The organism is Streptomyces sp. NPDC088252 (assembly GCF_044740965.1).
In the GTDB taxonomy this organism is placed as follows: Bacteria; Actinomycetota; Actinomycetes; order Streptomycetales; family Streptomycetaceae; genus Streptomyces.
Genome location: NZ_JBIURS010000025.1, coordinates 54,998 through 80,416, shown reverse-complemented (window position 1 = coordinate 80,416; position 25,419 = coordinate 54,998). Strand labels below are relative to the sequence as shown.

General features: G+C 68.2%; 20 protein-coding genes and 5 pseudogenes. 15 read left to right on the top strand and 10 right to left on the bottom strand.

The features are described from left to right. Positions 1-180: 180 nt before the first annotated feature. On the top strand, positions 181-1,644 hold the full coding sequence (locus ACIOHC_RS35350; protein ID WP_401845588.1) for a UvrD-helicase domain-containing protein: 1,464 nt from the start codon (positions 181-183) through the stop codon (positions 1,642-1,644). Between the two features lie 74 nt (positions 1,645-1,718). Here the strand turns inward: ACIOHC_RS35350 and ACIOHC_RS35345 are convergent, their stop codons facing one another. Next, positions 1,719-1,919: an excalibur calcium-binding domain-containing protein gene (locus ACIOHC_RS35345; protein WP_401845523.1), complete on the bottom strand. Its 201-nt coding sequence runs from the start codon at positions 1,917-1,919 to the stop codon at positions 1,719-1,721. Positions 1,920-2,474: 555 nt separating this feature from the next. On the opposite strand from ACIOHC_RS35345, the pseudogene ACIOHC_RS35340 reads away from it, so the two are divergent. Beyond that, a pseudogene (locus tag ACIOHC_RS35340) lies at positions 2,475-2,963 on the top strand (helix-turn-helix domain-containing protein); the annotation flags it as partial. Positions 2,964-2,998: 35 nt separating this feature from the next. Here the strand turns inward: ACIOHC_RS35340 and ACIOHC_RS35335 are convergent. Next, a complete protein-coding gene (locus ACIOHC_RS35335; RefSeq protein WP_351086923.1) occupies positions 2,999-4,375 on the bottom strand; it encodes a hypothetical protein in 1,377 nt (458 codons plus the stop codon). Positions 4,376-4,740: 365 nt separating this feature from the next. Between ACIOHC_RS35335 and ACIOHC_RS35330 the strand changes: the two are divergent. From ACIOHC_RS35330 to ACIOHC_RS35315, 4 genes and pseudogenes are all read left to right on the top strand, one after another. After that, positions 4,741-5,699, top strand: a pseudogene (locus tag ACIOHC_RS35330) (IS630 family transposase). 251 nt (positions 5,700-5,950) lie between these two features. After that, the gene (locus ACIOHC_RS35325; RefSeq protein ID WP_351086388.1) at positions 5,951-6,199 is read left to right on the top strand and encodes a hypothetical protein; all 249 of its coding nucleotides are present in this window, start codon (positions 5,951-5,953) and stop codon (positions 6,197-6,199) included. A gap of 122 nt (positions 6,200-6,321) precedes the next feature. Next, a pseudogene (locus tag ACIOHC_RS35320) lies at positions 6,322-7,695 on the top strand (IS1380 family transposase). A gap of 203 nt (positions 7,696-7,898) precedes the next feature. Continuing rightward, the gene (locus ACIOHC_RS35315) at positions 7,899-8,465 is read left to right on the top strand and encodes a recombinase family protein (RefSeq protein WP_351086386.1); all 567 of its coding nucleotides are present in this window, start codon (positions 7,899-7,901) and stop codon (positions 8,463-8,465) included. A gap of 140 nt (positions 8,466-8,605) precedes the next feature. Here the strand turns inward: ACIOHC_RS35315 and ACIOHC_RS35310 are convergent, their stop codons facing one another. After that, positions 8,606-9,145, bottom strand: a complete 540-nt coding sequence (locus ACIOHC_RS35310) for a winged helix-turn-helix domain-containing protein (RefSeq protein WP_401845520.1) — start codon at positions 9,143-9,145, stop codon at positions 8,606-8,608. A gap of 141 nt (positions 9,146-9,286) precedes the next feature. Between ACIOHC_RS35310 and ACIOHC_RS35305 the strand changes: the two genes are divergently transcribed. The 3 genes and pseudogenes from ACIOHC_RS35305 (at position 9,287) to tpg (ACIOHC_RS35295) (ending at position 12,010) form a co-directional block, all read left to right on the top strand. Next, a complete protein-coding gene (locus ACIOHC_RS35305; RefSeq protein WP_401845518.1) occupies positions 9,287-9,889 on the top strand; it encodes a GrpB family protein in 603 nt (200 codons plus the stop codon). 739 nt (positions 9,890-10,628) lie between these two features. Beyond that, positions 10,629-11,375 carry a hypothetical protein gene (locus ACIOHC_RS35300; RefSeq protein WP_401845517.1) on the top strand — a complete coding sequence of 249 codons (747 nt, stop codon included), beginning with the start codon at positions 10,629-10,631 and terminating at the stop codon, positions 11,373-11,375. Between the two features lie 76 nt (positions 11,376-11,451). Further along, positions 11,452-12,010: pseudogene (gene tpg / locus ACIOHC_RS35295) on the top strand (telomere-protecting terminal protein Tpg). Between the two features lie 205 nt (positions 12,011-12,215). On the opposite strand, the gene ACIOHC_RS35290 reads toward tpg (ACIOHC_RS35295), so the two are convergent. Then, positions 12,216-12,350 (bottom strand): LAETG motif-containing sortase-dependent surface protein, encoded by a 135-nt coding sequence (locus tag ACIOHC_RS35290; RefSeq protein ID WP_365692496.1) that lies wholly within the window; start codon positions 12,348-12,350, stop codon positions 12,216-12,218. 65 nt (positions 12,351-12,415) lie between these two features. Then, complete coding sequence (locus ACIOHC_RS35285) at positions 12,416-13,270, bottom strand: S1 family peptidase (protein WP_401845514.1); 855 nt, start codon at positions 13,268-13,270, stop codon at positions 12,416-12,418. 846 nt (positions 13,271-14,116) lie between these two features. Here ACIOHC_RS35285 and ACIOHC_RS35280 point away from each other — a divergent pair. The 3 genes from ACIOHC_RS35280 (at position 14,117) to ACIOHC_RS35270 (ending at position 17,062) form a co-directional block, all read left to right on the top strand. Further along, positions 14,117-14,827, top strand: coding sequence for a tectonin domain-containing protein (locus ACIOHC_RS35280; RefSeq protein ID WP_351086769.1), 711 nt, complete (start codon positions 14,117-14,119; stop codon positions 14,825-14,827). A 296-nt stretch (positions 14,828-15,123) separates the two neighbouring features. Next, on the top strand, positions 15,124-15,699 hold the full coding sequence (gene tpg / locus ACIOHC_RS35275; protein ID WP_401845513.1) for a telomere-protecting terminal protein Tpg: 576 nt from the start codon (positions 15,124-15,126) through the stop codon (positions 15,697-15,699). Between the two features lie 865 nt (positions 15,700-16,564). After that, positions 16,565-17,062, top strand: coding sequence for a hypothetical protein (locus ACIOHC_RS35270; RefSeq protein ID WP_351086770.1), 498 nt, complete (start codon positions 16,565-16,567; stop codon positions 17,060-17,062). Between the two features lie 763 nt (positions 17,063-17,825). Here the strand turns inward: ACIOHC_RS35270 and ACIOHC_RS35265 are convergent. Then, positions 17,826-18,017, bottom strand: a complete 192-nt coding sequence (locus ACIOHC_RS35265) for a hypothetical protein (protein ID WP_351086777.1) — start codon at positions 18,015-18,017, stop codon at positions 17,826-17,828. Between the two features lie 145 nt (positions 18,018-18,162). On the opposite strand from ACIOHC_RS35265, the pseudogene ACIOHC_RS35260 reads away from it, so the two are divergent. Continuing rightward, positions 18,163-18,387 (top strand): annotated as a pseudogene (locus tag ACIOHC_RS35260) (hypothetical protein); the annotation flags it as partial. A 631-nt stretch (positions 18,388-19,018) separates the two neighbouring features. Next, positions 19,019-19,741 carry an SMI1/KNR4 family protein gene (locus tag ACIOHC_RS35255; protein ID WP_401845510.1) on the top strand — a complete coding sequence of 241 codons (723 nt, stop codon included), beginning with the start codon at positions 19,019-19,021 and terminating at the stop codon, positions 19,739-19,741. Between the two features lie 16 nt (positions 19,742-19,757). On the opposite strand, the gene ACIOHC_RS35250 is transcribed toward ACIOHC_RS35255, so the two are convergent. The 3 genes from ACIOHC_RS35250 to ACIOHC_RS35240 all read right to left on the bottom strand — a co-directional run bounded on the left by ACIOHC_RS35250 (position 19,758) and on the right by ACIOHC_RS35240 (position 22,716). After that, entirely contained in the window at positions 19,758-21,026 is a 1,269-nt protein-coding gene (locus ACIOHC_RS35250) for a hypothetical protein (protein WP_401845508.1), read from the bottom strand. A 227-nt stretch (positions 21,027-21,253) separates the two neighbouring features. Next, positions 21,254-21,580, bottom strand: coding sequence for a helix-turn-helix transcriptional regulator (locus ACIOHC_RS35245; protein ID WP_282696336.1), 327 nt, complete (start codon positions 21,578-21,580; stop codon positions 21,254-21,256). After that, positions 21,577-22,716 carry a tyrosine-type recombinase/integrase gene (locus ACIOHC_RS35240; RefSeq protein ID WP_401845506.1) on the bottom strand — a complete coding sequence of 380 codons (1,140 nt, stop codon included), beginning with the start codon at positions 22,714-22,716 and terminating at the stop codon, positions 21,577-21,579. The genes ACIOHC_RS35245 and ACIOHC_RS35240 overlap by 4 nt, the downstream gene beginning before the upstream one ends. Positions 22,717-23,015: 299 nt before the next feature. Between ACIOHC_RS35240 and ACIOHC_RS35235 the strand changes: the two genes are divergently transcribed. Beyond that, positions 23,016-23,222 carry a hypothetical protein gene (locus ACIOHC_RS35235; RefSeq protein ID WP_351086970.1) on the top strand — a complete coding sequence of 69 codons (207 nt, stop codon included), beginning with the start codon at positions 23,016-23,018 and terminating at the stop codon, positions 23,220-23,222. Positions 23,223-23,414: 192 nt separating this feature from the next. Here the strand turns inward: ACIOHC_RS35235 and ACIOHC_RS35230 are convergent, their stop codons facing one another. Further along, positions 23,415-25,406, bottom strand: coding sequence for an AAA family ATPase (locus ACIOHC_RS35230; protein ID WP_401845505.1), 1,992 nt, complete (start codon positions 25,404-25,406; stop codon positions 23,415-23,417). Positions 25,407-25,419: the final 13 nt, after the last annotated feature.

Sequence of the window (25,419 nt, the reverse complement as noted above, 5' to 3'; positions counted from 1 at the left end):
GTATCCGCCGAGCCCACACCGCGAGCCAGGTGCCGGCACACCCCCAGCCGAAAACGCCCACAGGCTCGACATTGCTCTGGAACGGCATCTGGCCCTCGCCACCCTCAGCAATAGCTGACCGCTGCCACACGCAAGCTCACTCACATCCCCGCACACCGACGGAGTACCAGGGTGCTCAACCTGAGCCCCACCGACGAACAGACCGCCGCCGCCGACGCCTTTCACGCCGGCGACCACCTCGCCCTCCAAGCAGGCGCCGGCACCGGCAAGACCAGCACCCTCGCCTTCCTCGCCCACCACACACACCGCCGCGGCCGCTACCTCGCCTATAACAAAGCCATCGCCCAGGACGCCGCTGCACGCTTCCCCTCCACCGTCACCTGCAAAACCGCCCATGCCCTGGCCTACGCGGCCACCGGCCACCACTACGCCCAGCGCCTGAACGCCCCCAGACGCCCTGCCTGGCAGACGGGCCAAGCACTCGGCATCACCAAAACCATCCGCATCGGCGAACGCGACCTGTCACCCAAGGCCCTCTCCTACGCCACCCTGCGCACCGTAACCAGCTTCTGCCACTCCGCCGCACCCACCATCACCCGCCACCACGTCCCCCGCCTACGCGGCCTCGAAGACCCCGACCTGCACACCCAACTCACCAAATACATCGTTCCCTTCGCGCACCGAGCCTGGACCGACTTCCAGCACACAGACGACGGCGCCGTCCGCTTCGACCACGACCACTACCTCAAGATCTGGGCCCTCACCCAACCCAAAATCAACACCGACTTCCTCCTCCTCGACGAAGCCCAGGACACCAACCCCGTCGTCGAAGAAATCTTCCTCAACCAGCGCAGCCACGCCCAACTGATCATGGTCGGCGACTCCGCACGAGCCATCTACCAATGGCGCGGAGCACGCGACGTCATGACCACCTTCCACGCCACACAGCTCACCCTGTCGAAATCCTTCCGCTTCGGACCCCACCTCGCAGCCGAAGCCAACCGCTGGCTCACCATCGCCGACGCACCCCTGCGCCTCGAAGGAACCGACACGGCCCCTACCGAGCTCGGTCCCGTCGAGGTCCCCGACGCTGTCCTGTGCCGGACCAACGTGGGCGCCATGCGCGAAGTCATGCAACTACTCGAAATGGGCCACCGCGTAGCTCTGGTCGGAGGAGGGAAAGCGCTGCGGGCCTTGGCCCGGGCCGCCAACGACCTCAAAGAGGGCCGCCGCACCTCCCACCCCGAACTCGTCCTCTTTCCGACCTGGGGCGAACTGCAGGACTACGCTGACCACGACCCGGCCGGCGGCGACCTTCAGCCACTCGTCGGCCTCGTCGACACCCACGGCACCACCACCGTCCTCCGGGCCATCGACCAGCTCGACGACGAACACACAGCCGAGGTGACCGTCTCCACCGCGCACAAAGCCAAAGGACGCGAATGGCCGCGTGTACGAATCGCTGACGACTTCACCCCGCCGCCGGACAGCGACGAGCACGACGACAAGGGCCAACCTCTTGCTGGGCCTATCGACGACGGCGAGGCCCGGCTCGCCTACGTAGCGGTCACACGAGCCCGCCACCGCCTCGGCATCGGGGGCCTCGCGTGGATCAACCACCACCCTGACGGCAGCCTCGCATGACACAGACAAACCGCTCTACTGCCGCAGCACGGCTATTCGCAACCGACCCCGTCGCCGTCCCGGTCGAGATGGCGTCAATAGCCGGCGTCCTCGGCGTGGATGGGCGCGGCGCCGACTGCGCGGACAGCATCGCAGTTGGCGTAGTGCGTACTGCTGTTGCTCCCGCCCGAACCTGCTCCGCCGGACGTGCCATTGTCCCTGGCTTTGGGGGCGACGGTCACTTTGACGGTCTTCGTCCTGGTGACGGTCGGCACCGGTTCCGGGCTTGCGGTCACCGTCTCGGTAGATGCTGGAATAGCGGTCACGGTCGCTGTTGCCGTCACCGTGGTGGAAGGTACGGGTTGTGCGCCAGCAGCCTTCTGGGTCTTCGCGGCGTCATCCGCACTGCCAATTCCTATGCCGACCACGAACAAGATGACGCCGGCCGGGATCAGGACTCGCTTCCGTGTCCACTTCGGACGGCGCTGTGGGGCTGCGGGTTGGCGTAGGGGTTGTTGCTGGGCGGCTGGGGCTGTTGCCCCCGCGGCGGCTGCTGGCTTTGAGACATACATCCCCCCGAGTGTGGTCCGTGGGGGGACGACCGTAGCCACGCCGTATGGAGCACGGGAGTCATATATTCCGTTGGTGATGGAGTTATGACCAAAGGGCGGAGGATGTGCGGTTGGATGCCTACCGCTGCCAGGGCCTCTCGATCCGATCAGGAGCCGTTCCCGCCGATCCTGCGGCCTGTCGGCGTCGTTTGAACCGTGACCCTCTGGCGGCGGATCAAATCTGACTCACTTCGTGGCATCCATACGAACCTGATCTTGATTGGAGATCGGGAGGAAAGGGTGATCCAAGTGGAGGACTGGGCAGAGATCCGCAGGCTGCACCGGGCCGAGGAGATGCCGATCAGGGCGATCGCCCGGCATCTGGACATCTCGAAGAACACGGTGAAGCGCGCGCTGTCCACCGACCGGCCGCCGGTGTACTCGAGGCCGCTGAAGGGCTCGGCGGTCGACATGGTCGAGCCACAGATTCGTGAGCTGCTGAAACAGACCCCGACGATGCTGGCGACGGTGATCGCGGAGCGGATCGGCTGGGAGCGCGGGATGACGATCCTCAAAGACCGCGTCCGCGAGCTGTGGCCCGCCTACCTTCCCACCGATCCGGTCTCGCGCACGACGTACCGGCCCGGCGAGCTGGCCCAGTGCGATCTGTGGTTCCCGCCAGCCGATATCCCGCTCGGTTACGGGCAGCAGGGCCGGCCGCCCGTGCTCGCGATGGTCTCGGGCTACTCGCGGATCATCACCGCACGGATGCTGCCGACCCGGATGGCGGGCGAGCGGCTTGGAGCCCTGTACCAGGCAGGACTTCAGAATGGTGGCTCGTCCAGCCACAGGTGTGTCGTCGGTACGGCGGGCGGTGGTGGGTTTGTGTGCTGCAGGAGGGCCAGGGCGTCCTTGATGCGGCCGAGGTCGATGAGGTAGCCGGCCAGGGTGCTGGTGTTGGCGGGGGCGTACTGCTCGAGGACGATGACGGCGTCCTCGGTGCGCCCGGCGTTGGCCAGCAGCGTGGCGACGTGCTCCGCCGCATACGAGGTGGTGCCCTCAGGGTGGGCTCGGGTCAGCTCGACGGCCTCGTCGACCCGGCCGCAGGCGGCCATCAGTGGGAGCCTGATCCAGAACAGCTCCCACTCCTCCTTGCCACGACGGGCCTTGAGGTCGTCGAGCCAGGTCAGGGCGTCCTGCGGGCGGCCCTGGTCGGCGTACAGGGTGCACAGCACGTCGACGATCCAGTCCTCCGCGCCGCCGGGGGCGTCGGCCAGCGCACGCATCACCGCGATCGCGTCGTCGTAACGGTCGTGCCGTGCCAGGAGGCGTGCGAGTTCCACTGCCGCGTTGCCGCGGCGAATGGACGCTTTGCTGGCCTGCCGGTAGACGGTGATCGCGCCGTCGACGTCGCCGCGCTCCTCGAGCAGCTCTGCAAGGCGCCGCGCGGCGTACCCGAGAGGTTCGGTGTCCGCGTAGGCGCGCAGCTCGTCGATCCGGTTGTGCCGGGCGAACAGGTCGGCGAGTTGGTCACGGCCGTTGAGTGAGGTGAACTGGCAGGTGGACAGCAGGGCGACCGCCTCTTCGACGCGGTCCTGGCGTTCGTGGACGGTGGCGAGCAATCCGATTGCCAGGTGGGGCTCCAGGCCGCGGCAACACCACGGGGAGTCGCACTCGTGCCCGGCCGGGATCCGGGCGGCGAGCAGTCCGGCGGCCTCCTCGTCGCGGCCGGCGCCTTGCGCGACGTCGATCAGTGCCTTGGCGAGGGACCAGTCGTCGATGTGGGGCTGCAGCAGGTCGAACGCCTCGTCGGCCAGGCCGTTCCGGGCGAGCAGCCGCGCGAACGACGCCAGCGTCAGCCCGCCCCCGGTCTCAGCGTACGAGCGGGCCGAGGCCATGTGCGTGCGGGCGAGGGCGACCGCCTCCTCACCGCGTCCCCATTCCTCCAGCAGCCCGGCCGTGGCTGCGGCTGCTGTCCACCAGCCCGTGGCCAGGTACGGGTCGAGCACCTCGAGCGCCTCGACCTGCCGGTCCTGCCCGCCGAGCACTCTTGCCCACTCCAACGCGCAGAACCACTCCCCGCGGCCTGCCTGGCGCTCCACCTCCTCGGCGTGGCCGAGCTCGAGCAACCGCGAGACCAGCTCCGGCGGGATGCAGCCGGACCGTGTCCGGGCCCGGTATTCAAGATCAGAAGCGTCCACGACCACGTACCGTAGCGCCTGCCTCTGACACCCTGCCCGTACCACCCACCGACAGCTTCGAGTACAGCACAGTTGGAAGGGTCTGCCGCACTGGCTGGACGAGAAGCGCCGGCCGTCGAACACCAACCTGGAGCGCATCGACGCCGCCTACCGCCAGATGCGCCGCCAGAACGTCGCCCGGCACCTCCTGCGACGCCTGAACGCTGGCGGCGGGACGCGGGTGTAGCCGAGCGGGCCGGACTGCCCACCATCACGCCCACGCCCGCCGAACCTCGTCAAGTACGACGTCCGCGTGATCCCCAGCTCGTCCGCAAGGGATCCAGCCAGAAGATCGGTTTACCGTCACTCACCGGCAAACCGGCGATATCACCACCGCCCACCCACTACACAGGAAGGCCGGATGGGACACGGTGCGCGACGTCATCCACCGCTTCAACCAGATCGGCTTGGCCGCACTGGACCCTCAGTGGGCGGGAGGCCGTCCCCGCCTGCTCAGTCCTGACGACGAGGAATTCGTCGTCGCGACGGCCATCACCCGACCGACCAAGCTCGGGCAGCCCTTCACCCGCTGGTCCATCCGCAAACTCGCCGCCTGCCTGCGCAAAGTCCATGGCCGGGTCATCCGCGTCGGCCGCGAGGCCCTGCGCTGCCTGCTCGCCCGACGCGGCGTCACCTTCCAGCGCACCAAGACATGGAAGGAGGCCACCGACCCCCAGCGCGATGCCAAGCTGGACCGGATCGAGCACGTCCTGGAGCACTTCCCCGACCGGGTTTTCGCTTTCGACGAGTTCGGGCCGCTGAGAATCCGCCCCACCGCAGGTTCCTGCTGGGGCGCCCAGAACAAGCCCTCCCGGGTCCCGGCGACCTACCACCGCACCCACGGCGTCACCTACTTCCACGGCTGCTACTCCATCGGTGACGACACACTGTGGGGCGTCAACCGCCGTCACAAGGGCTCCGCGCAGTCCCTGGCCGCGCTGAAGTCGATCCGCGCCGCCCGGCCCGACGGCGCGCCCCCATTTACGTGATCAGGGACAACCTGTCCGCCCACAAAGGGCAGAAGATCCGAGCCTGGGCCAGGAAGAACCGAGTCGAACTGTGCTTCACCCCAACCAACGCCTCCTGGGCGAACCCGATCGAGGCACACTTCGGACCCCTGCGGCAATTCACCCTGGCTAACTCGAACCATCCCAACCACACCGTCCAGACCCGCGAGCTGCACCGCTACCTGCGCTGGCGCAACGCCAACGCCCGCCACCGCGACGTCCTCGCCGCCGAACGCAAGCAACGCGCCCGCATCCAGATACGTGGAGAGTGCTGCTGAGCTGCAACGATGGGACTTGCCAGGGGTTCTGCCCGCTGCAAGGAAAGAAGCACTCTCCAGGTGAACGAGCGCATCGGGCCGTACCCACCTGTCCGAGCCCTTGTCGGCGGTGGCGCGGGGTCTCGTAGGCGCCCGCAAAATGGCTGGTCACGGGTGCGGTCTGTGCAGGACCCTGAGCGTATGCCTCGACGTCTCATGTTCGTGCAGTTGAAGACTGGTTACAACACCGACCGCGGACCCTCGTGGATCGGGTGGGTGGACTTCTCGAAGACCTGGAGCACTGGGTACTTTCACGGGAGGACACTGCGCCGGGCAGGGGGATGTTCGATGCGAACTTCTACGATGTGCAGACCAACGAGGAGTTCTGGGTCTCCGGGCCGAAGCGGGACCGCACCGACACCCGCTACGGCCCCTCCAACCCTGAAATCGATCCGGAAGCCGTCGAGACCTATCACGCCTTCCTGGAGGGTGCGCCCCTGCCGGGCCGGGAAAACGGCTAACCTCGCGCCCTTGCGAGCGGGCTTGTCCGGGTCTTGATCAGATAAACGGAGAGTGCTTCTGACCTGCAACGATGGGACTCGATGAGGGTCCTGTCAGCTGCAAGGGAAGAAGCACTCTCCAGGTGAACAAGCGTATCGGGTCGTATCCGCCTGTCCGCGTCCAGGGCGACGGCGGCGCGGTGGTCTCGCAGGCCGGCGGGGTGCTGCTGGCGGAGACCGTCCGCAAGACCGGTCTGGACACGGCGATATCGGCGGCGCTGGTGCCATGGCGCAAGCCGCGGGCGGTGCACAACCCGGGCAAGATCCTGCTGGACCTCGCGCTGGCGGTCGCGCTGGGCGGGGACTGCTTGTCAGACGTGGCGGTGCTGCGGGCCGAGCCCGCGCTGTTCGGACCAGTGGCCTCCGATCCCACCGTCTCCAGACTGGTGGACACCCTGGCCGGGGCCGGCTCTCATGCGCTGGCCGCGATCCGCCGGGCCAGGGCCGAAGCGCGCGAGCACGTATGGAAGTTGGCCCAGGCCGATGCCCCCGACGCGAACGGCCAAGTCATCGTGGACATCGACGGCGTGCTGGTCCTGGCGCACTCCGAGAAGCAGGACGCCACCGCGACCTGGAAGCGAACCTTCGGGCACCATCCGCTGGTCGCGTTCGTCGACCGGGTCGGCCGGGTCCGGGGAGCTGGTGGCCGCCCTGCTGCGGCCGGGCAACGCAGGCAGCAACACCGCGGCCGACCACATCACCACCACCCGGCTGGCCCTGGCCCAGTTGCCCAAGCAGTACCGGCGCGGCCGCCGCACCCTGATCCGCACCGACTCCGCCGGCGGCACCCACGAGTTCCTGGACTGGCTCACTGCGCGCGGCCGGTGGCTGTCCTACTCGGTCGGTATGACGATCACCGACGCCGTCCACCACGCTGTGCTGCGGATCCCGGACTCGGCCTGGACGGCAGCGGTCGAACCTGACGGCCAGCTCCGCGACGGCGCCTGGGTGGCCGAGCTGGCCGGGGACCTCCTCAAGGGCTGGCCGGCCGGGATGCGGTTGATTGTGCGCAAGGAACGTCCCCATCCCGGAGCGTAGTTGAGGTTCACCGACTCCGACGGCATGCGTCTGACCTGTTCGCCACCAACACCACCGGCACCGCGATCGCGGCCTTGGAACTGCGGCACCGCCAGCGCGCCCGCGCCGAGGACCGCATCCGCGCGGCCCGCGACACCGGCCTGCGCAACCTGCCCCTGCACCGCACTGCCCAGAACCAGGTCTGGCTGGAGATCGTCCAGCTCGCCCTGGACCTGCTGGCATGGATGCCGATGCTCGCCCTGACCGGCACGGCCCGCCGCTGGGAACCCAAACGCCTACGGCTGCGACTGTTCACCGCCGCAGCCCGCCTGGTCACCACCAGCCGCCGACGCATCCTCCGCCTGGCCCGCCACTGGCCCTGGACCGACACGCTCACCAGCGCCTTCGCCCGGCTCCAAGCCCTGCCGAACCCCAACTGAACAGCAACAACGACCCACCCCGACCAGCAGCCGAACGCCCTCGGAGCCGTGGAACCCGACGCCCACCCGACGCGACAGCCGGGCCATCAACATGCCCACAGCCGCCCCGACAAGCCGAAACGGCCCACCGGAGAAACCAAGGACCGTCACGAAACATCGAGGCTAGCTTGATTTCATGCGTCTGCCCAGTTGCCGACTTTGAGGTGGGGTCAGATGGCGCGCTGGCCGATGCACTGACCGAGGTCGAGGACGGCACCGCGGACGGCATCATCGCCCCGACGCTCGACAGATTCGCCCGAACCCTCGTTGTCCAGGAGGCCATCCTGGCGCAGATCTGGAAGCACGGTGGCCGCGCCTTCACCGCAGACACCGGGGAGGTTCTCCCGGATGATCCGGACGACCCGATGCGGACCGCCATGCGCCAGATGATGGGTGTCTTCGCACAGTTGGAACGGTCGGTGATCGTCGCTCGACTCCGTCACGGTCGGCGTGAGAAGGCCGCCCAGGGCGGCTACTCCTACGGCGCCCCGCCCTACGGCTGGCGGGCCCACCAGAAGGAACTCACCCCAGAGGAGACGGAGCAGGCAGGCCGCGCCCGCGCCCGCCAGCTCCGCGACGAGGGCGAGCTGTCGTACCGCGAGATCGCTGCCGTACCGGAAGCTGAGGAGATTCGGCCCAAGCGGGGCGAACGGTGGCACCCGGAGACCGTTCGCCGGATGCTCGCCAACGCCACCGATCGCCCGCCCACGCTGCGAAGGCGGACATCGTAGGCCGGAGCACGGGCCCACGCGGACTCACTCCTCCTTGCTGCGGGTGATCCACAGAACTCGAACCATGTCCGCAGCCGCGCGGCGCCGCGCTGGTTTCAGGGTGTGTCCGCGCCGGCCCCAGGTGCGGGCGCGGGGTGGCGTCATGGAGAAGCCGGCCTCGTCCTCGAAGACGATCCGGCCCCCACACGCCGCCGCGATCCTTTTACCGGCGGCCACACCTCCTTCTTCCACAGCTCAACGGCGTGATCGTCGTGCTCGGGTGCTCTGCGGGCGGGTGCCTGCCAGGACCAGCCGTGCCGTTTCAGCAGCCGCCATACTGTCGCCACCGACAGACTCAGCCGGAGCTGGTGGCGGATCACCGTCTGGACCCTGGCCAGGGTCCACCGCTCGTTCCCGAAGCCGTGCGCGGCCGGTCCCTTGCCCAATTCCTCTTCCAGTACGGCGAACTGGGCATCGGAGACGGCCGGGGAGTTCGCCGGTCCGGCCGAGCGCAATGCCTCCAGCCCGCCCTCGCGCCAGGCGCGGCGCCAGCGTTCCACCGACCGCACGCTCACCCGCAGATCCTTTGCGATCACCGCGGTCCTCTCACCCGCCGCGAACCGCCGACCGGCCCGCAACCGGATCCCCTCACGAAATGCCCGACGCTCAGCGGTCAGGCCCCCGCCCTCTGGACAACGCATACCAACGGCGTACCGCAGGGATCAACAACCGTCACTACCCGACGACAAACCCGAAATCCTCAGTAACGATCCTTTGGTCTAATGGAGTTGATCTGATGACAAGTACCCCTTGACCACCACGCCAGAGAGCAGGACCCATCCATGCCCGAACAGGAGATCCCGCGCGCCTCAATGACCGCCGAGGAGATCGAGGCAGCCAACTTGGGCACGGCCCCCAAGCTCAACAGCCGGATCACCCTGCGCGAGCACGACCCGCGATGGTCCGCGGCCTTCGAGCGGGAGGCCGTCCGCATGAAGGAGCACCTGGGCGACCTGGACCACCGGATCGAGCACGTCGGCTCGACCTCCGTACCCGGCCTCCCCGCCAAGCCGATCATCGACATGCTCCTGATCGTTCCCGACTCCGGGGACGAGGCGTCCTACATGCCCGCCCTCGAAGCCCTGGGCTACGAGCTCGCCATCCGCGAACCCGAGTGGTACGAGCACCGTGTCCTGCGCCGGTACGACACCGACCCCAGCGCCGACTCCGTCAACCTCCACGTCCTGTCCACCGGGTGCCCCGAGAACAAACGCATGCTGCGCTTCCGCGACCGGCTGCGCCGCCACAGCGGAGACCGTGAGCTGTACGCCGACACCAAGCGGGCCCTGGCCCGGCAATCATGGGAGTACATGCAGAACTACGCCGACGCCAAGTCCGAAGTGGTCGCGGGCATCATCGAACGAGCCATGGCCGATGGCGGCTGACGCACCTGGACGAGTTCGGCCTGCTGCGCGACCGCGACTTCCGGCTGTTCTTCACCGCCCGCACGGCGTCCCTGCCCGGAAACGTGATCGCACCGCTCGGCCTTGCCTTCGCCGTACTCGAACACCCCGCCGGCACGGCCACGCCAGCCGTGTGGCAGCTGCTCGCCGAGGTCGACGAGTCGGTGCTTGCCCGGCTGCGGTCCGCCCGTGCCGCTGCGCGGGAGAGGGCCTGGATGCAGGCCGCCAACACGGCGACGGCGCCCCTGCTGCCCTGGCCGACGGGCGCGAGATATCCGGTGCGGTCCTGGACCTCGACGCCAAGCCGACCCACAAGAGCGGCTTCGGCGACCACCCGCTGCTGTGTTTCTTGGCCCGGGCAACGCCGGGGCGAACACCGCGAGCGACCACCTCACGGTGCTCGACGAAACGCTCGTTCAACTCCCCGACGCCCACCGCCACCGGGCTTACTTCCGTGTACTCCACCGCGCCCAGGTCGCTTCGGTAGCTCGGTCTCGGCGGACCTGGCGGGAGTAGAGGGAGCGGAAGAGGGCCGTGTGCGTCAGGCCGCCGACGGCCGGGCCGAGTGGCGCGGACACGTTGATCCACTCGCAGCTGGCGAGGGTGTTGCCCACGGCGGGGCCGATGTTCGGGTTGGCATCGACCTGAATGCGTGGACCTCGACCAGCGAGTCCCCTGTACCGGCTCCGGGCATCGGCCGACGTGACGCGCGGATGCGTCGTTGCCCGGCTCGTGGCTGGTCGACCTCTCCCACGTCGCCCTGTTCCGCGTTCGCATCAACGGCCGCACCGTCGACGGCAACCGGCTGCCCTCGCCGTTCATGCCCAAGGGCGACCGGCCCGAGGGCCCGGCCTGGTACGTTACGCCGACCGTCGCCTACGCGGTGGAGCTCGGCTTCGACGTCGCGCCGATCGAGGCGTACGTGCGCACCCAGACCGGCCGCTACCTGGACTCCTGGTGCAAGCGGCTGCGCGACGCGTACGTGGAGACGATGGCCGACATGGGCGTCACCACCGCCCTCGGGGGCCAGGAGTTCCTGGACGCGATGGCGCGGCGCAAGCAGGTCGACCCGACGATGACGCTGCTGGAGACCGCGATCAAGGCGACGGCGAAGGGCGGCATCGGCAAGCTGAGGCAACGCAGCCGGGGCCAGGTGCCGTACTACGAGCCCTATCCGGCGCTGAAGCGGGAGACGTGGCACCCCGGCATCCGGGCCGCCGTGCTCGCGAACCAGCGCGTGGGTCTGCACTGCAAGCTGATGAAGACGGCGGCCGCCGCCGACCTGTACCCGGTCTCCATCGGCACCGACGCCATCGTCTACCCCTCGCCCGGCCCGTCCCCCGCTGGACGTCCTGCCGCACACGCCCGAGGGCAAGCCGGTGCCGGGCACGTTCCGGCTCGGGGTCTCGCCCGGGATGGTGAAGCACCAGGGCACCCAGACCGTCCTGTGGGCAGAGCAGCAGTTTGAGGAGCGCGGCGGCGTGTTCAACATCTCCAACCTGATCAAGACCGACCAGAGCGCCGGAGAAGGGGAGTAGCAGGTCATGGCCGACTCACTCGGGGGCAGCCTGGACCGCGCGCTGGAGGGGGGCGTTCACCCGCCGCATCCCGCAGAGCGCCCAGGCGCAGATGAAGTACCTGGTCAAACAGCTCAAGGGCACCAAGGCCGCCGCTCAGGCGCTCGGGATCTCCCAGCGCACCGTGGAGCGGTACGTCGCAGGGAAGTTGAAGCGGCCCCGCCGCGACCTGCGTGACCGCATAGAGCGTGAGGTCAAGAAGCGGTGGCAGCCGCAGATCCGCGCAAAGGCGAGGAAGAAGGCAGCGTCCACGGACGGCCTGGTCGTCTCCACCCGCGCCCGGTTCGGGTTCACCGCCGCCGCGGGCACGACCGAAGACGCCCAGATCCGCGACATCACCCAGGCCCTGCCGCCCCAGTGGGCCGACCGCCTGTTCACCGCCCACGAGCAGGGAGCCAACGAGCAACAGCTCCAGCAGATCGCCGCCGACGGCCTCGCGCAGATGTACTTCCGCGCCAACAACAGCAGGGCCCACGGCCGCGGAGTGGAGTTCACCGACGTGGAACGGCTCGACATCGAGCTGTAGGCCAGGCTCCTGCACAAGCGCCGCGTCCCCGCGTGGTCGGGTAGCCGGAGACCATCGCTGATCCCCGCATCCGGCTCAAGCAAACTCGTCTGTACCGTGGGGCCACTCAAGTGCTTACAAACAGGGCAGATGAGGGTGGGCAGGACGCGGCAATGGGCAGCGGCCCCCTGGCCAGGGGGCCGCTTTTGGGCTGCGGCGGTTTCGCTTAGGCGGCGCTGCGGGTCTTGCGGCGGCGTACTGCGACGGCGGTGCCGGCACCGGCGACGACCAGCGTGGCGGCCATACTGGCGATTGCCGCGGTGTTGTCGTTCGTACCGGTCTCGGCAAGGTCGGAGCCCATGGCCACAGTCGACAGGGCGCCGTCGGTCTTCAGGGCGCTGTTGGTCTTCAGGGCGCTGTTGGTCTTCAGGGCGTGGTGGTCTTCAGGGCGTGGTGGTTCTTCGGGGCGTGGTTGGTCTTCATGGTCTTGTTGATCCAGCCCGCGTAGGCGGGCGCGTTGGTGTAGAGGCCAGGACCCTCCGAGCACGGCACCTTCGGGGCACCGGGTCCCGAGGTGACGCCGATCAGCTCCCAGCGGCCATTCCGGCCCTTCTGGACCTGCGGCCCGCCGGAGTCCCCGAAGCACGCCATGGCCTTGGGCACGGTGGTGATGGTGCACAGCCGGGTCGGGCCCGCGTAGCCCGGCGCGCACTCGGACTCAGCGCCCCTGCGGGTGTTCAGCTCCTGCAGCCGGTCCGGGAACTTGAGCTCGGTGTCGACGGTGGTGCCGAAGCCCAGGAGCCGGGTCGGCGTGCCAGGGCGCCCTACATGCTCGGCAATCTTGATGGGGTGCTGGGCGACCGGGCGGTCCAGGCGTATCAGCGCGAGGTCGTTGTTGTTGGCGGCCTTGCCCTCGCCGTTCACATAGCCGGGGTGGACGAAGATCCGGTCGATCTTCCGGACAGTGCCGCCGGACTTGCGGTGATCGCTGCCGACGCGCACGATGCCGTCCAGCTCCAGGCCGTCACCCTTCACGCAGTGGGCCGCCGTCAGTACCCACTGCTTATCGATCAGCGACGCCCCGCAGGTCCCGTCGTTCAGACCGAGCGTGGGGGCCGACTCGGGGACGGTCGCCATGAACGGGTAGTGCTCGGTGGAGACCGATCCGTTGACGATGGCTCCGGCGCTGCCGGCCATGACAGTGGCGCAGGCCGCAGCTGCGAGAACGCCGATGGCAGCGGTGCGGGCGGTACGGCGGCGCAGTGGCTTGAAGCTGTACACAGAGGGTTCCTTTTTGTTCTGTGGATCCGTACGTATTTGCTCGGTGGATCCGTGCGCATTCAGCCTCGTTGTTTCGATGCCTGCCAGACCATCCGGGAAACAGGCCAGTCGATGGTATGGCTCTTTTCCCCTCCGTACTGGGGAAAACCCGAGGCCCGGAGTGTGGCTGCCGGGCGTGACGGCGACGGCGGTCACCGCGGCCACGACCGCGACGATCACGAACTCCCGCCGTCGCCACAACGCGCGGAAATACCTAGCAAGGGCCGGAGAAGACCCCCCGGAGGAAGCCACCGATCTGAGGGCCAAGACGCAGACGTACGTGCTACGCGTGCTCGTTGATGGCGCTATTTGAAAATGGTTCTGTCCGCACTTTAGTGAAGGTCCGGACGATGGGACTGGAGGATCGTTGCGCCAGGGCAGCGTTTGGTGGTGGAGGTCACTGCACGATCGATCGAAGAGCTTCTGCGGTCACTTTTCCTCTCGCATGGCTAAGTCACTGCGCCGCAGCACCTCCCACCGCGATAACCCGTGACACATCAGCCGCTCAAGCGAGGGAACATTGCAGCTTGTACGGGCGTGCCGTAGGTGGGTCTCGGTGTCTTTGGTGAGGTCGCCCAGCGGGACGCATGGAGCGCTGCTCATGTCGATCCCCGGCAGGGGGGACAGCACTTCGAGCCGAAAACACCGCTGCCCGACGTGCCTCTGTTGCCGCATTGCAAGGCGACAGGATTTAAAACACCGATTTTCTGGCTTGTTTGATATTAGGGCAAGTATTCACCTGCTTTCGCGTCGTGCCTCACCGCCAAGAATGAGAGCCGATACCGGTTCAGGGAAAGGTGTTTCGGCATGGCGGATTGGGTGAAGGTCACGGGCAGCCTCACGGCCATCTCGGCGGGGTCCAGGACGACCGTGTGGGGGGTGAACGCGGCGAGCAGCATCTTCCATTACACGAACTTCGACGCCAACCCGTGGGTCAGCCCCGTGGGGGCGCTGAGTGACATCGGTGCGGGTGCCGACGGCACCGTGTGGGGCGTCAACGGCGGCAACCAGATCTTCCGGTACACCGGGGACCAGGACAGCTCGAACCCGTGGAAGAACATCACCGGCGGTCTCAGCCGCATCGACGCGGGTTCCCGGACGAACGTGTGGGGCGTCAACCCGGCCAGTGAGATCTTCCGGTACACGAACATCGACGCCAACCCGTGGCTCAAGATCCCGGGTGCGCTGAGTGACATCGGTGCGGGTGCCGACGGCACCGTGTGGGGCGTCAACAGCGGCAACCAGATCTTCCGGTACACCGGGGACCAGGACAGCTCGAACCCGTGGAAGAACATCACCGGCGGTCTCAGCCGCATCGCGGTGGGCTCCCGGACCAACGTGTGGGGCGTCAACCCCGCCGGAGCCATCTACCGGTACACCAACAACGACGCGAACCCGTGGGTCAACATCCCCGGCCCCGGCAACGCCACCGACATCGCCGCAGGCGCCGACGGCACCGTGTGGCACGTCACCAGCGCCAGCGAGATCTACCGGTACACCGGCGATCAGCCAAGCTGACCCCCCCACTGACCGTGCGGGCCCCGACCGGGACAGGTCGGGGCCCGCACCCGTGCGCCCTGAACCCGGCAACCGAGGCGGTGGAAAGGGCTGGGATCGTGCGGGTCGATGCCCACGCCGTGGGCGGGTGTGCGCAGCGGTCTCGCGTGCCCGTGACGTACAGCAACATCAGCAACGTTTGCCAACAAGCATGCTGATTTGCCAACTGTGATGCTTCGTCACACCCTTCGACGGGCGGCGGAACACCGTCCAGCCGTCAGTCTCTGTCCACAGGCCGGTACCGCTGTGCTGATCACATGGCTGACGAGGAGAAGGCACAGCAGGCGGCTTGGACGCGCTCCAAGATCATGGAGGGCCTCGCCCGCGCGGAGCGCGCCCTGTTCACCCGGCCCGCACCGAAATCCGCGCGAGCCCAGATGAAATTCCTTCGCAAGCGGGAGAAAGGCTCCACCAAGAGCCTGGCGGATCGCCTGGGCGTCTCCCGCAAGACGGTGCAGCGCTACCTCTCGGGTGCCTCCACCAAGCCGAACAAGCGCCTCCAGGAGGCACTGGTCCAGGAGGCCGAGTCGGAGTGGCAACCGCAGGTCAGGGCGCAGGCGAGGCAGCGTGCGACCACCTCGGGCGGGCTCGTCATCAAGTTCCGGGCCTCCCTCGGCTTCACCGCGAACGGGTCCTCGGACGACGCCCGGGTACGGGACCTCATCGCCCTCCCACGCGGCCCTCATCCTGGCGGCACAGGAGGAGGGTGCGACGGACACCGACCTGCACGAGGCGGTCGCGGAGGCCATCGCGGACGCCTATTTCCGTCAAGGCGGTGGCGGTCGCGCGGGCCTGGAGGTGGAATTCAGGGACGTTCAATGGCTCAACATTGAGTTTTAGCCGCGCGGAATTCACGACTGCGATAGACCTGTCTGTGACCGCCGCGCCCGATGCGCAACGACCCGATATCCAGTCCCTTTCCCGTGACGATTGTGAGGCTCGTGTGAGCACCCCCGCGCCCCGATCCCGCGGCCGTCCCCGCGTTCCCGCGCCCGGCGCGGCCGCGCCCCGCCAGCCGGTCGACCAGGCGAAGGCCGGCCGCAGCTCGGTCCGCCGGCGCGCCAGGCCGCGGCCGCGCTCGAGGACGCCCGGCTGCACCGGCACATCGACCGCGAGGACCTGGCCGACGACGAACGCGGCCCCGCCGAAGTCGCGGAGTGGGAACGCATCACGCAGCTGCTCGCCACCACCGGCAGGCCATACGACCCGGAGTCCGACGCCGTTGTCCAGGACGAGCTCACTGTGACCACGCAGGAGAAATCCCCTGAGGCAGCGACGAGCTGCGATTTCTACGCGTCGAAGCCCAACCACAGCGGCTCCCGGATGACGGGCACCGGAGGCATCAGGACGTGCTCAGGTGGACCTGTGACCTGTACCAGCGAGGTGGACCTCGAGTACTACAGCAACACTTCGAGCCAGTGGTACACGACAGGGACCGCGCGTCAGTCCCTGTGCGCGCCACCGCTGCGGTCGTCGACCGCGGCGGCAACCTGCGTGAACCACCCAGATGACCCGAGCCGTGCCTTCCGTACCACTACGTACGGGACCCTCGTGAGCTCGAGCGGCTCCCACGCCAGCGGCACCGTATACAGCGACGTTCTGTACGTGCCCTGCACGTAGTGAGAAATTGGAGAGCCTGGTGGTCGTCGAATTCGTCGTCGGCCCCAGGCCTTCCACTCGCCGTCGAAAGGATCGACCGTGCCCCCCGACCACGACATGCTGTGGCGTCGTTGCGCTCATCTGGGCAGTGTCCTGCTGCCGTTGGTAGACCAGGAGCCATGGCGGCAGGCTCGTCGCCACGAGAACCTGCAGGCCTGGGGCATCGACATGACGGCAGGCGAGCGACTGATCGAGATCTTCGCGGCCCTGGCGACCCATGCTGTCGCAGTCGACACTTCATTATCCGCCGCAGAATTAGATGATCTGTCCCTCAAGACCGTGGCCGACGCGGCGACCGGCAAGCGCGACTACGAACTGCTCGCCGGGCTCCCGAAAACCTTCGCCGACGACCGTGACGGACACGCCGTCAACGTCTTCCGCCTGCACATCTACAGAGGCCAGTACGGCCATCGACTCACCCAGCTGAGCACGGAACTGCGTCATGCACTGCTCATCCTCGCCGAACGCGCGCCGATACGGTTACCCACGTGTGGGGACGTCTTCCGGCGGGCGGCCGAGGCTGGCCTACCGCAGTGATTCCAGAGGTCAGACGAGCTGAGGCCGCACTCCCCACCGCAGGTGGTGGCTGTGGTCCAGGCGACTTCCCGCGCTCCGGGCAGACAGCTCACTCGGCACCGGTCAACTCCGGCGGTCACCCGCCGGCGCAGACGCCGGTCCCGGCGCCACTGCCTGGCACGACAGCACGCCGAGCAGCACACGGCATCGGGCCGCGCCTCCCGCGTCAGCCATTCACCGCAGCCCTCGGACACCCACGCCAGCGCAGAACCCCAGAAACAGGCACCGAAACGGGCGGTCAAACTCGCCTGGCAAACGGTCAAGATCCCGGGAAGCGGACATACGGGGATGTTTTTGAGGCGGCATGACATCTCCCCCGGAGGAGCGTGGCAGGGGTGTCACGCTCACCGTGCGTCACATCAGGGGTGTCACGCTCCCTGCCGCGCCGACTGTCGCGCCCGCCGGGCCACCACGCAACAGCACCCGCCGAATGTCCGTATTGAACGCCTTTCGAGTGCCGGGAGGGCCGCGAACCCCCGTTCCAGGCCCGATCCGGCGTGACAGCGTGACACCCCTGCCCGGCGGCCCAGCCGGGTGATCACGCTCCGTGTCCTCTGACATCGAAGTTGGACTGCCGCGACGCCGACCTCCGCTGGGACTCCCGCGGCGCGCTCATTGCCCACGTCCGAGGCAAGGGCAGCAGCACCACAGTCGTCAACAGCGGGGGCGGCACCTTCATCGCCGGGAACAACTACGGCACCGTCGTCCAGACGGTCGGGAACAACTACGGCTCGATGGTCGCGGTGTCCGGCGGAGACAGGACCTTCTCCGGGGGCCGGTTCCAGTTCAACGGCGGCGGCACCGTCAACGTGATCCAGGGCTCTTCCCCTATCGAGATCACTGCCGTGGTGCCCGAGGGCGGCTCGATCACCGCCCGCACCCAGTCCGCCGACGTCGTCGCCGACGGTGCCTTCACCGCTGTATCCGCCTCCGCCCAGTCCGGCAATGTCCGTGCCCCCGGCCAGACCGAGCGGGTCACTGCCTCCACTCAGTCCGGCGACGTCGATGTGCCGCGACCGCCGATACCCACGACAGCACCGCGCGTCCTGCCGAGGTCTCACATGAACCAGCAGCACCAGGACGAGCGTGTCCGTATCCGCGAGGCCATGGACCGACTCCTGACCGGACAGGCCACCACTTCCAACGGCAGCCTCACCGTCGTCGCTCTCGCTGCCGAGGCCGACGTCCACCGCATGGCCCTGCTCAAACGACACGTCGACCTGAAGAACGAGTTCTACGAACGCGTCCGCGCCGAGACCCACCAGGTCCCGGAGGCCGAGAAACAAGGTACGTGCTGGGCACGGCAGAGCACCCCAAGCTCTACGCATATCTGGGCGAACCGGACTCCTGGGATCTGTACGTCCTGCTTAAGCAGGGATGACGCGGAAACGCTCTGGCAGGCACACGACGACGAACCCCACTGCTCGTGGAGAGGGGCGGGAGCTCAGGCTATTCCGATCAAGCCAGGGGGCGGAAACAGTCGTTTCCGCCCCCCCCAGCGGCCGCGGTTATGCGGCCCGTTGCCCCTGCGGTTCGTCGCCCTCGCTCAAGGGCTGCTGCACGTCGAGGGAGGGAGGGCTGGCGGCGTGCGCGGATCCGGCGGGCGACCCAGGCGCCGCCGGCCACGACGAGTGCGGCCCCGAGGCTCCCAAAGAATTCGGGCAGGGCGGAGCGGAGAAGGTTCACAGGCAGCCCGGAGCGCAAGGGCCCGACCGCTCCGGTACTCCTTCGTGAAATCGGCTTCGCTGATGGTGTGGTCTCCCCGCCCCGGGCCGCAGGCGCTCATGCGCTCCACCCACGGCTCGGCCAGGACGGCGGAGCAGTCGATTCGCGGGCGGTGTGGAGACCAGGACGAGTCTGCCGGAGTCGTTCCGTCCGTCGGACCGGTTGAACGTTTCTCTGCGGAATTTGATCCAAGTGACCCGCATTGTTGGTAAGGACGGCTATTGGTTGGGGGTGAATAGCCTCGGGCCTGTCGCAGCGGGGTGCGACAATCCGCCCGTGTCCGAGGAGCTTTCACGTTGGTATCGGGGTCGCCTGGTGGGCGGTCCGTTCAGGCCGTTCGACCCAGGCGAGTGCGCCGCGCTGGAACGGGAGATCGGGCTGCCCCTGCCACCCGCGTACCGCTCGTTCCTGGAAGCCGCCGGCGGGGAGAAGCTGGACTATTCGGTCCGCCTCCCGGCTTGTGAACCCGAACCAGTGCAGGGCTTCGACGGCCTCTATCAGTTGGGCCGTGACGACGCCGGTGAGTACGGCTGGGGCACTCTTCTGGGCGAGTACCGGCGCAGTCGCGACGGGTGGCTCGCCGAGAACGTGCCCCTGACTGGCCTGCTGCCCATCGCCCGCAACGGCGGCAGCGACACCCTCTTCCTGGACCTGAACCCGGCCACTCATGGCCAGCTCCATGCGTTCGTCCACGCCATCGCTTGGCCGGGGTATCTGGGCAACCATGTCTTCACGAAGGTCGCCGACAACTTCGACGCCTACCTCGACAACCTGTTCATCGACCCCGACACGGCGGAAGACGCCTGGGCCGACGTCGCTGACAGCGATCCTTCGGATCCTTGGCGTAGGACCGTCGAGGAGTGGCTGGACAAAGAGCTGCCGGCCTGGCGTGCCGAAGCCTGGGCCACCTCCTGACCTGGAGGCGCTTCCCTCAAGCGCCTTCGGGTCCCCGGGGACTTCGCAGGGCCGCGTAGCCCAGGTAGTCCGTTCCAGCGCGTTCGGCGTAGCGCATCGCCGTCTGAGGGGTCACGCCCAGGGCGTCTGCCAGGACGGCCGGCGGGGCTTCACGGACCATCTGGATCCAGGCTCTGGAGCGCGTGGCCATGGCCGGGATCCCGGATGCACGGAGAATCGTCGCAACGCTGTAGACGTGCATCGTCCGCCCGGGCATACGTCCGGGAAACACCAACGGGCAGTCCGGGTTCGCGGCCGTGCTCAGGCCAGGGCGAGAAGCGAGATGAACCCGGATCACGGCGGCTGCCGCCTCCGGAACGTCGATCCAGTCTCTGCCGAGCTTCACCTCCAGCCCGTTCGGGTCTTCACGGAAGTCGTCCATGCGCATCGTCACAACCCTGGCGAGGGGTTGTCCGAAGAGGACGAGCATGATGCCGATGGCCCGGTGGGCTGCCGGCAGGGTCTCATGGAGAAGCAGGGCGCGGAGCGCTTCGACATGGTCCTTCTCGCTCGCGAGAGGGCCGTTGCCGTGAGGCGCCCAGGGAACAGCGAGCTTGCTGACCAGCCGCTGCTTGAGGGCCCAGTAGAGAAAGTTGTTCGCGTGCCCGCGCGTGCTGGTGCCGTTACCGAACCAGGCATCGACGTCATGCTGACTGCACTCGTCCAAGCTCCTTCCGCGGTCGCCGAGCCATTGAAGGAACTGGATGGCGACGGTCGTGTGCTGCTTGGCACGCAGGAAGGCGTTGGCAGTTACGGGTTGTTGGTCGGAGTCGTCTCGTCGTAGACGCCGCATCACGTGCCACCGCGTGTAGCGCTCGATGAGGCGCCGGTGATCAGCATCGGGGATCGTGTCGAGCTTCGAGGTGAGCCAACGGCCGTAAGCGATCAGGTGCTCGTCGCGCCAAGGAAGGCAGTGGTGAGCGACGAGCAGACCCCGCAGGTATTCGATCGTTCTGGATCGCGGCAGTGAGTCGAGTGCGTCGTGGCTGAGCTCGATCTCCCCAACTGCCAGACCGCGTAAGAGTTCTGGCACGCGCCGGTTCATGTGGATCCAGGCCCATCCGCTGTTCGGACGGGGCATCCCTGTGATCGCCTCCGCGAGCGGCCGCAGCCTCTCGGGTATCTCCCCGTCCGGACCCGCCAGGAGCTTGTTGATCCTGTCCGTGAGCAGGCACCGCCAATAGATATTGGAATCGCTGGCCAGGTTCTCCTCGCCGCATCGCTTGCATCGCACGTCGAGCGGCACGTCGCAGCAGCGGACGCAGAGCGGTCGCGCTTCGGCGTCGAGCCCCGGGAGAATGCCCTCGTGACCGCAGGCAGCGCAGGTTCCCTGGCGGTTGCGGGCCGCGCGCACGCAGTAGAAGCAGACGATGCCCTCGGGCCAGTGGCGACTGGCGGGGTAGCAGGAGCCGCAACGCACACAGGATGGGTACCTGCTCGGATCGGAGGTGTACTTCCGGGGTGCGGGCATGGTCAGTCCTCGATGATGCGAGCGCGCTCGGGACGAAAGTCGGCATTGATCTCGATGACGGCCGCCTCACCAGCCGTTCGCTTGCGCCGGTCTGCTTCGACGTACGGTTCGATGAGGTCGGCGGGCGAGCAGGCGAGGATGTCGCAGAGCGCCGCCAGGACCGGCAGAGAGAGGCGCTCGGGCCGGTCGGTGACCAGGCGGTAGACCTGTGCGGTGGACAGGTTGATGCCGCGCTCGCGCAGGAGGGGGATGAGTTCGGTGGTCTTCCAGATGTTGTGCGCGGCCATGATCCGTCGCAGGTGCCAGTGGTAGCCGAGTCGCCTGATCATCGCGGTCCTTCCCCGGTCGCGGTGCTGATCGCTCGACCGATCGTGCCGTCCAGGACTTTGCGCAGCGTGCGGGTGCGAAAGTCCGACGACACGGAGGTGTAGAGCGCGGTGGTGGACGCGTAGGAATGCCCGACCTGCTGCTGGACGAACAGCGGGTCGTAGCCGGCTTCGATCAGGTGCGTCACGTAGGAGTGGCGCAAGCAGTGCAGCGTCAGCTCCTGCGGCAGCCCCAATGCATCCCGGTAGGCGGCGAACCGGTCTCCAAGAGCCCCCATGTCCAGGCGCGGTGACCGTTCACTCGGCCAGAGGGCGTCGCTCTTCGCGGCGGTGTCGAACACGGCGCGGTAGCTACCAAGCCATTGCTCCATCACCTTCACCGACCAGGGAAAGACGGTCAGCACGCTGCGGCGCTTGGGAGCGGAGCCCTTGGACGCCTTGCCCCAACGGACGTAGACCACGCCAAGGTCGCCGAACTCAGGAGCGTGCGGATTGTGTCCAAAGTCCGCAAGATCGAGCTTGATCACCTCACGACGACGCAGCCCCCAGGCGTAGGTGGCCTTCATCGCGGTCGCGTCTCGCATGGCCGGGAGCCAGCCCTTGCGGCCCGAGGTTCGGGCGGCTGCCACCTGGTCGTCGGCGTAGTCGAAGAAGCGCTGAAGTTCGGCCTTGGTCAGAGCACGGCGGCCGGGCCGGCCTTCGTACTCGGCGGCGTGCACGGCGGTGTTCCACTCGAAGAACACCTGGGCTGGATGGCTGCCGAAGAGACGCTCGCTGACCGCTGTCCACTCGTAGCGAGGGTCGGCGACGTACTCCAGGAACATGCGGACGTGACCGTGATAGCCGCGGATCGTGGAGTGGGACCGTTCCCGCCCGTCGCTCCGCAGGTGGGCGGTGTACTCCTCAACATCCGTAGGGCGCCACGTCCACGGCCACTCGCTGGTGAAGCGCTGGAACCGCCGTACCGCGAGGAGCCGGTCCGCGATCGTGTCCTTGCTCAGATTCCGGGCCAGCTGCTGATCACGCCACCCCGCCAGCATGCCCTCGAAGACCTGGGTCTCCGGGTGCAGGAGCGGAGCACCGCCCACGATGAACAGCGACGGTGCCGCCCCCGGCACGTTCCATGTGGAACCGCCCACGCCAACCCCCTACACACTGCGAGAAGGGCGAATGAATCGTTCATTAGATGAGAACGAGCAGGGTTGCCGCAGGTCACGCGGGCAGCCGACCTGTGGGCAGGGCAGATCTGCGGTGGCTCCGGGCTGCGACAAGCCGATGCCTGCCTGTTCAGGCGCCCCTACCAGCGAGGGGTGAGTCGTCGCACCTGATGCAATTCACGGAGATCCCACCACGAGGTTGCTTTGGACGGCTGGCCTCGCCGAGATCTCCCTCTCGTCTGTCGTCGGGCTGCCTGTCTCGTGTGAGGAGAGCGGAACCCTTGACGTCCCTTGACCGTACCCCAGAGCACTCTCATTCCACCGCTTGGCTTGCCTGGGCGATTACCGCCACCGCGCTGGTCTCGATCGTCGCGGCGGTGATCCTGGCCCTGACGCGCAACACCGAGGCCGCAACCGCCGTCGCCACCATCGGAGGGTCGGTGACCGTAATCGGGGGAGCCCAGGCGGGCATGCGCTCCCGCCGATAGCCCTGGTGGAGTGACCTACCCGGGCAAAGAAGAGCCCCGGACCGAACGGTCTGGGGCTTCCTTCGTGCTGGAGTCCGGCCGGAAGTTCCTTTGGTGCGGCGTGCACGCCGCCGACCGCCCGTTCCGGGAGCCTGCAGCGGTGGAGCAGGCCGGCTCACCTCTTTGGGTGGCCAGAGTGATGTCCGGGGCTGCTCAGCGGCGCTGTGACGGGCCGGAGCGGCCCCGGGGCAGCGGCGGCCGGTAGCTGGATGCCTGGGGTGAGATCCGGGCGGCGGGGGCTTCTTGTGCTTGCCGGATCTCTACCCGCGCCTGCGCTTCCGACTGGTGCAGCGACGGGTGGTGCTCGGCGATCCGGGCGCGCAGTGCTTTCTCGGTGCGTGCGTCGGTGGCGATGGCCCGGTGCATGGCTGCGTTCTTCCGGGCCTGGGCCGCCTGGCCGTGGGCGCGCGAGATCTTCTTCTGGTCGCTGGTGTCGATTTGCCGCACCCGGTCGGGGACGCGGGTCTCGCGCATCTCGGTGAGCCGGGCCGCGAGGGTGTCGATGTCCGGCGCCTGTCGCTCGGTGGCGCCCAGCACGGCGGCGTGCGGGCTTGTCCGCAGGATTGTCCATGCCTCCTCGACAGCACGGGAGGCCGCGACCCGGGCGTCGGCCGCATCCCTCCACCCGGCGCCCCGCTGTTGGGTGGCTTCCTGCTTGAGTTGCCGGTGTTCCTTGCGGGAGGTGCCTGCCAGGCGGAGCGCGATCCGGCCCTTGCTGTCGGCGGCCGCGAGCTGGCTCAGGTGCTCGTCCGCCGTCGCCGCGTGGACGGCTGCCGCGGTTTCGCGGGCCTGTTCGGCACGCGCGACGGCCAACTGCTCGTCGGCGCGATCGAGCAGGGGGTAGATGGGGGCGACCTCACGCCGGCCCCGGGTCTCCCCGCGCGCCTTGTCGGCGGAGATCTGCTCCAGCAGGAGTCGTTCGGTCTCTGCGGCCTCGGCCGCCGCCCTTTCCTCCCGTCGCGCGTTGATGGGGCTGACTGCGATCAGTCGTGTCAGCTCCTGGTCGCTCCGGTCGCCGTACGGGCGCCTGGTCCACGGGCTGACCCGGGCCAGCTCCCGCTCCTCCTTCATGTCCGCGAGCTGCTGCTCCTGCTCGTCGGTCAGCCGGTACTCACGCCTCTGCTCGGGGGCCGCTCGCCGCGCCGTCGTGGACACCGACCGTGCGAGGGCGGCCCGTCGGTCGACGGTGCGGTTCTGCGACGGCACGGGCACGGGGGCCGGCGGTTCGTGAAGCAGGTCGGAGACCATCGCGTCCGGCTGCGACTGCCCCAGGAAGCGGGCGAAGGCGTCGACGACGCGCTCCAGGCGCTCCTTCTCGGTGCGGGCCGCACCGAGGCGGGCCTGGGTGGTCTCGTTCTCGATGACGGCGAGCGGCAGCCACAGGTGATTGGCGCGCTTGCCCCGGGTCAGGCCCGGGTACGCGGCGAAGGCGTTGGCGTCGTGCCCGTACAGCAGGCTGGTGTCGCAGGTCATGCCCTGGGAGGCGGCGATCGTCATGGCATATCCCAGCGACAGGGCTCCGGAGGCGACCTGGTCCGGCGTCAGCCACGCGGACACGAACGCGTCGTCCGCACCGCGGGTGCGCCATGTGATCTTGATCCGCCCGTCCTCGGCGATCTCGCTGACGACAGCCCGGTAGCCGTTGAGCAGGTCCGGGCCCTGTCCGCGGCGACTGCGGTAGTCGTTGGCGCGCACCCTGACGGCGTCGCCGATGGCGAGGGTGAGCCGGTCGCCGCCGGGCAGGGCGTAGGTGTGCGCGGTGCCGAGTTCGCCGGCGGCGCGGCGGATCTGCTGGGCCCCCGTGTTGAGCGCGTCGACGTCGGCGTTGCGGGCGGCGAGGACCACCAGTTGGTCGACGAGGTCGTGGGTGTCGGGCCACCGGTCGCGGCGCAGCTCGTCCCACGCGGTGAGGATCTGTGAGCGGGCCTCGTCGGCGGTCTCGACCGCGTGGACGCGGCCCCGGTCGGCGAGCAGGCGCAGCGCCTGGTCGTGGTCGCCGGTCCGCCAGACCTCCAGCGCGTGGCGTTCGGCGGCGTGCTCCTGGCGGCGGTACTCGTGCAGGGTGAGCCCGCCGACCAGCCGGTGGACCTCACGGAACCACCCGCCCGCCGCGATGTCCTGGAGCTGGATCGGGTCGCCGAGCACGCCTCCATCAACG

Bases quoted from the DNA above. Each gene is read 5' to 3' on its own strand.
- ACIOHC_RS35280 (WP_351086769.1), top strand. From the start codon at position 14,117: ATGGCGGATTGGGTGAAGGTCACGGGCAGCCTCACGGCCATCTCGGCG.
- ACIOHC_RS35305 (WP_401845518.1), top strand. From the start codon at position 9,287: ATGCCCGAACAGGAGATCCCGCGCGCCTCAATGACCGCCGAGGAGATC.
- ACIOHC_RS35290 (WP_365692496.1), bottom strand. From the start codon at position 12,350: ATGGGCTCCGACCTTGCCGAGACCGGTACGAACGACAACACCGCGGCA.
- ACIOHC_RS35245 (WP_282696336.1), bottom strand. From the start codon at position 21,580: ATGATCAGGCGACTCGGCTACCACTGGCACCTGCGACGGATCATGGCC.
- tpg (WP_401845513.1), top strand. From the start codon at position 15,124: ATGGCTGACGAGGAGAAGGCACAGCAGGCGGCTTGGACGCGCTCCAAG.
- ACIOHC_RS35310 (WP_401845520.1), bottom strand. From the start codon at position 9,145: ATGCGTTGTCCAGAGGGCGGGGGCCTGACCGCTGAGCGTCGGGCATTT.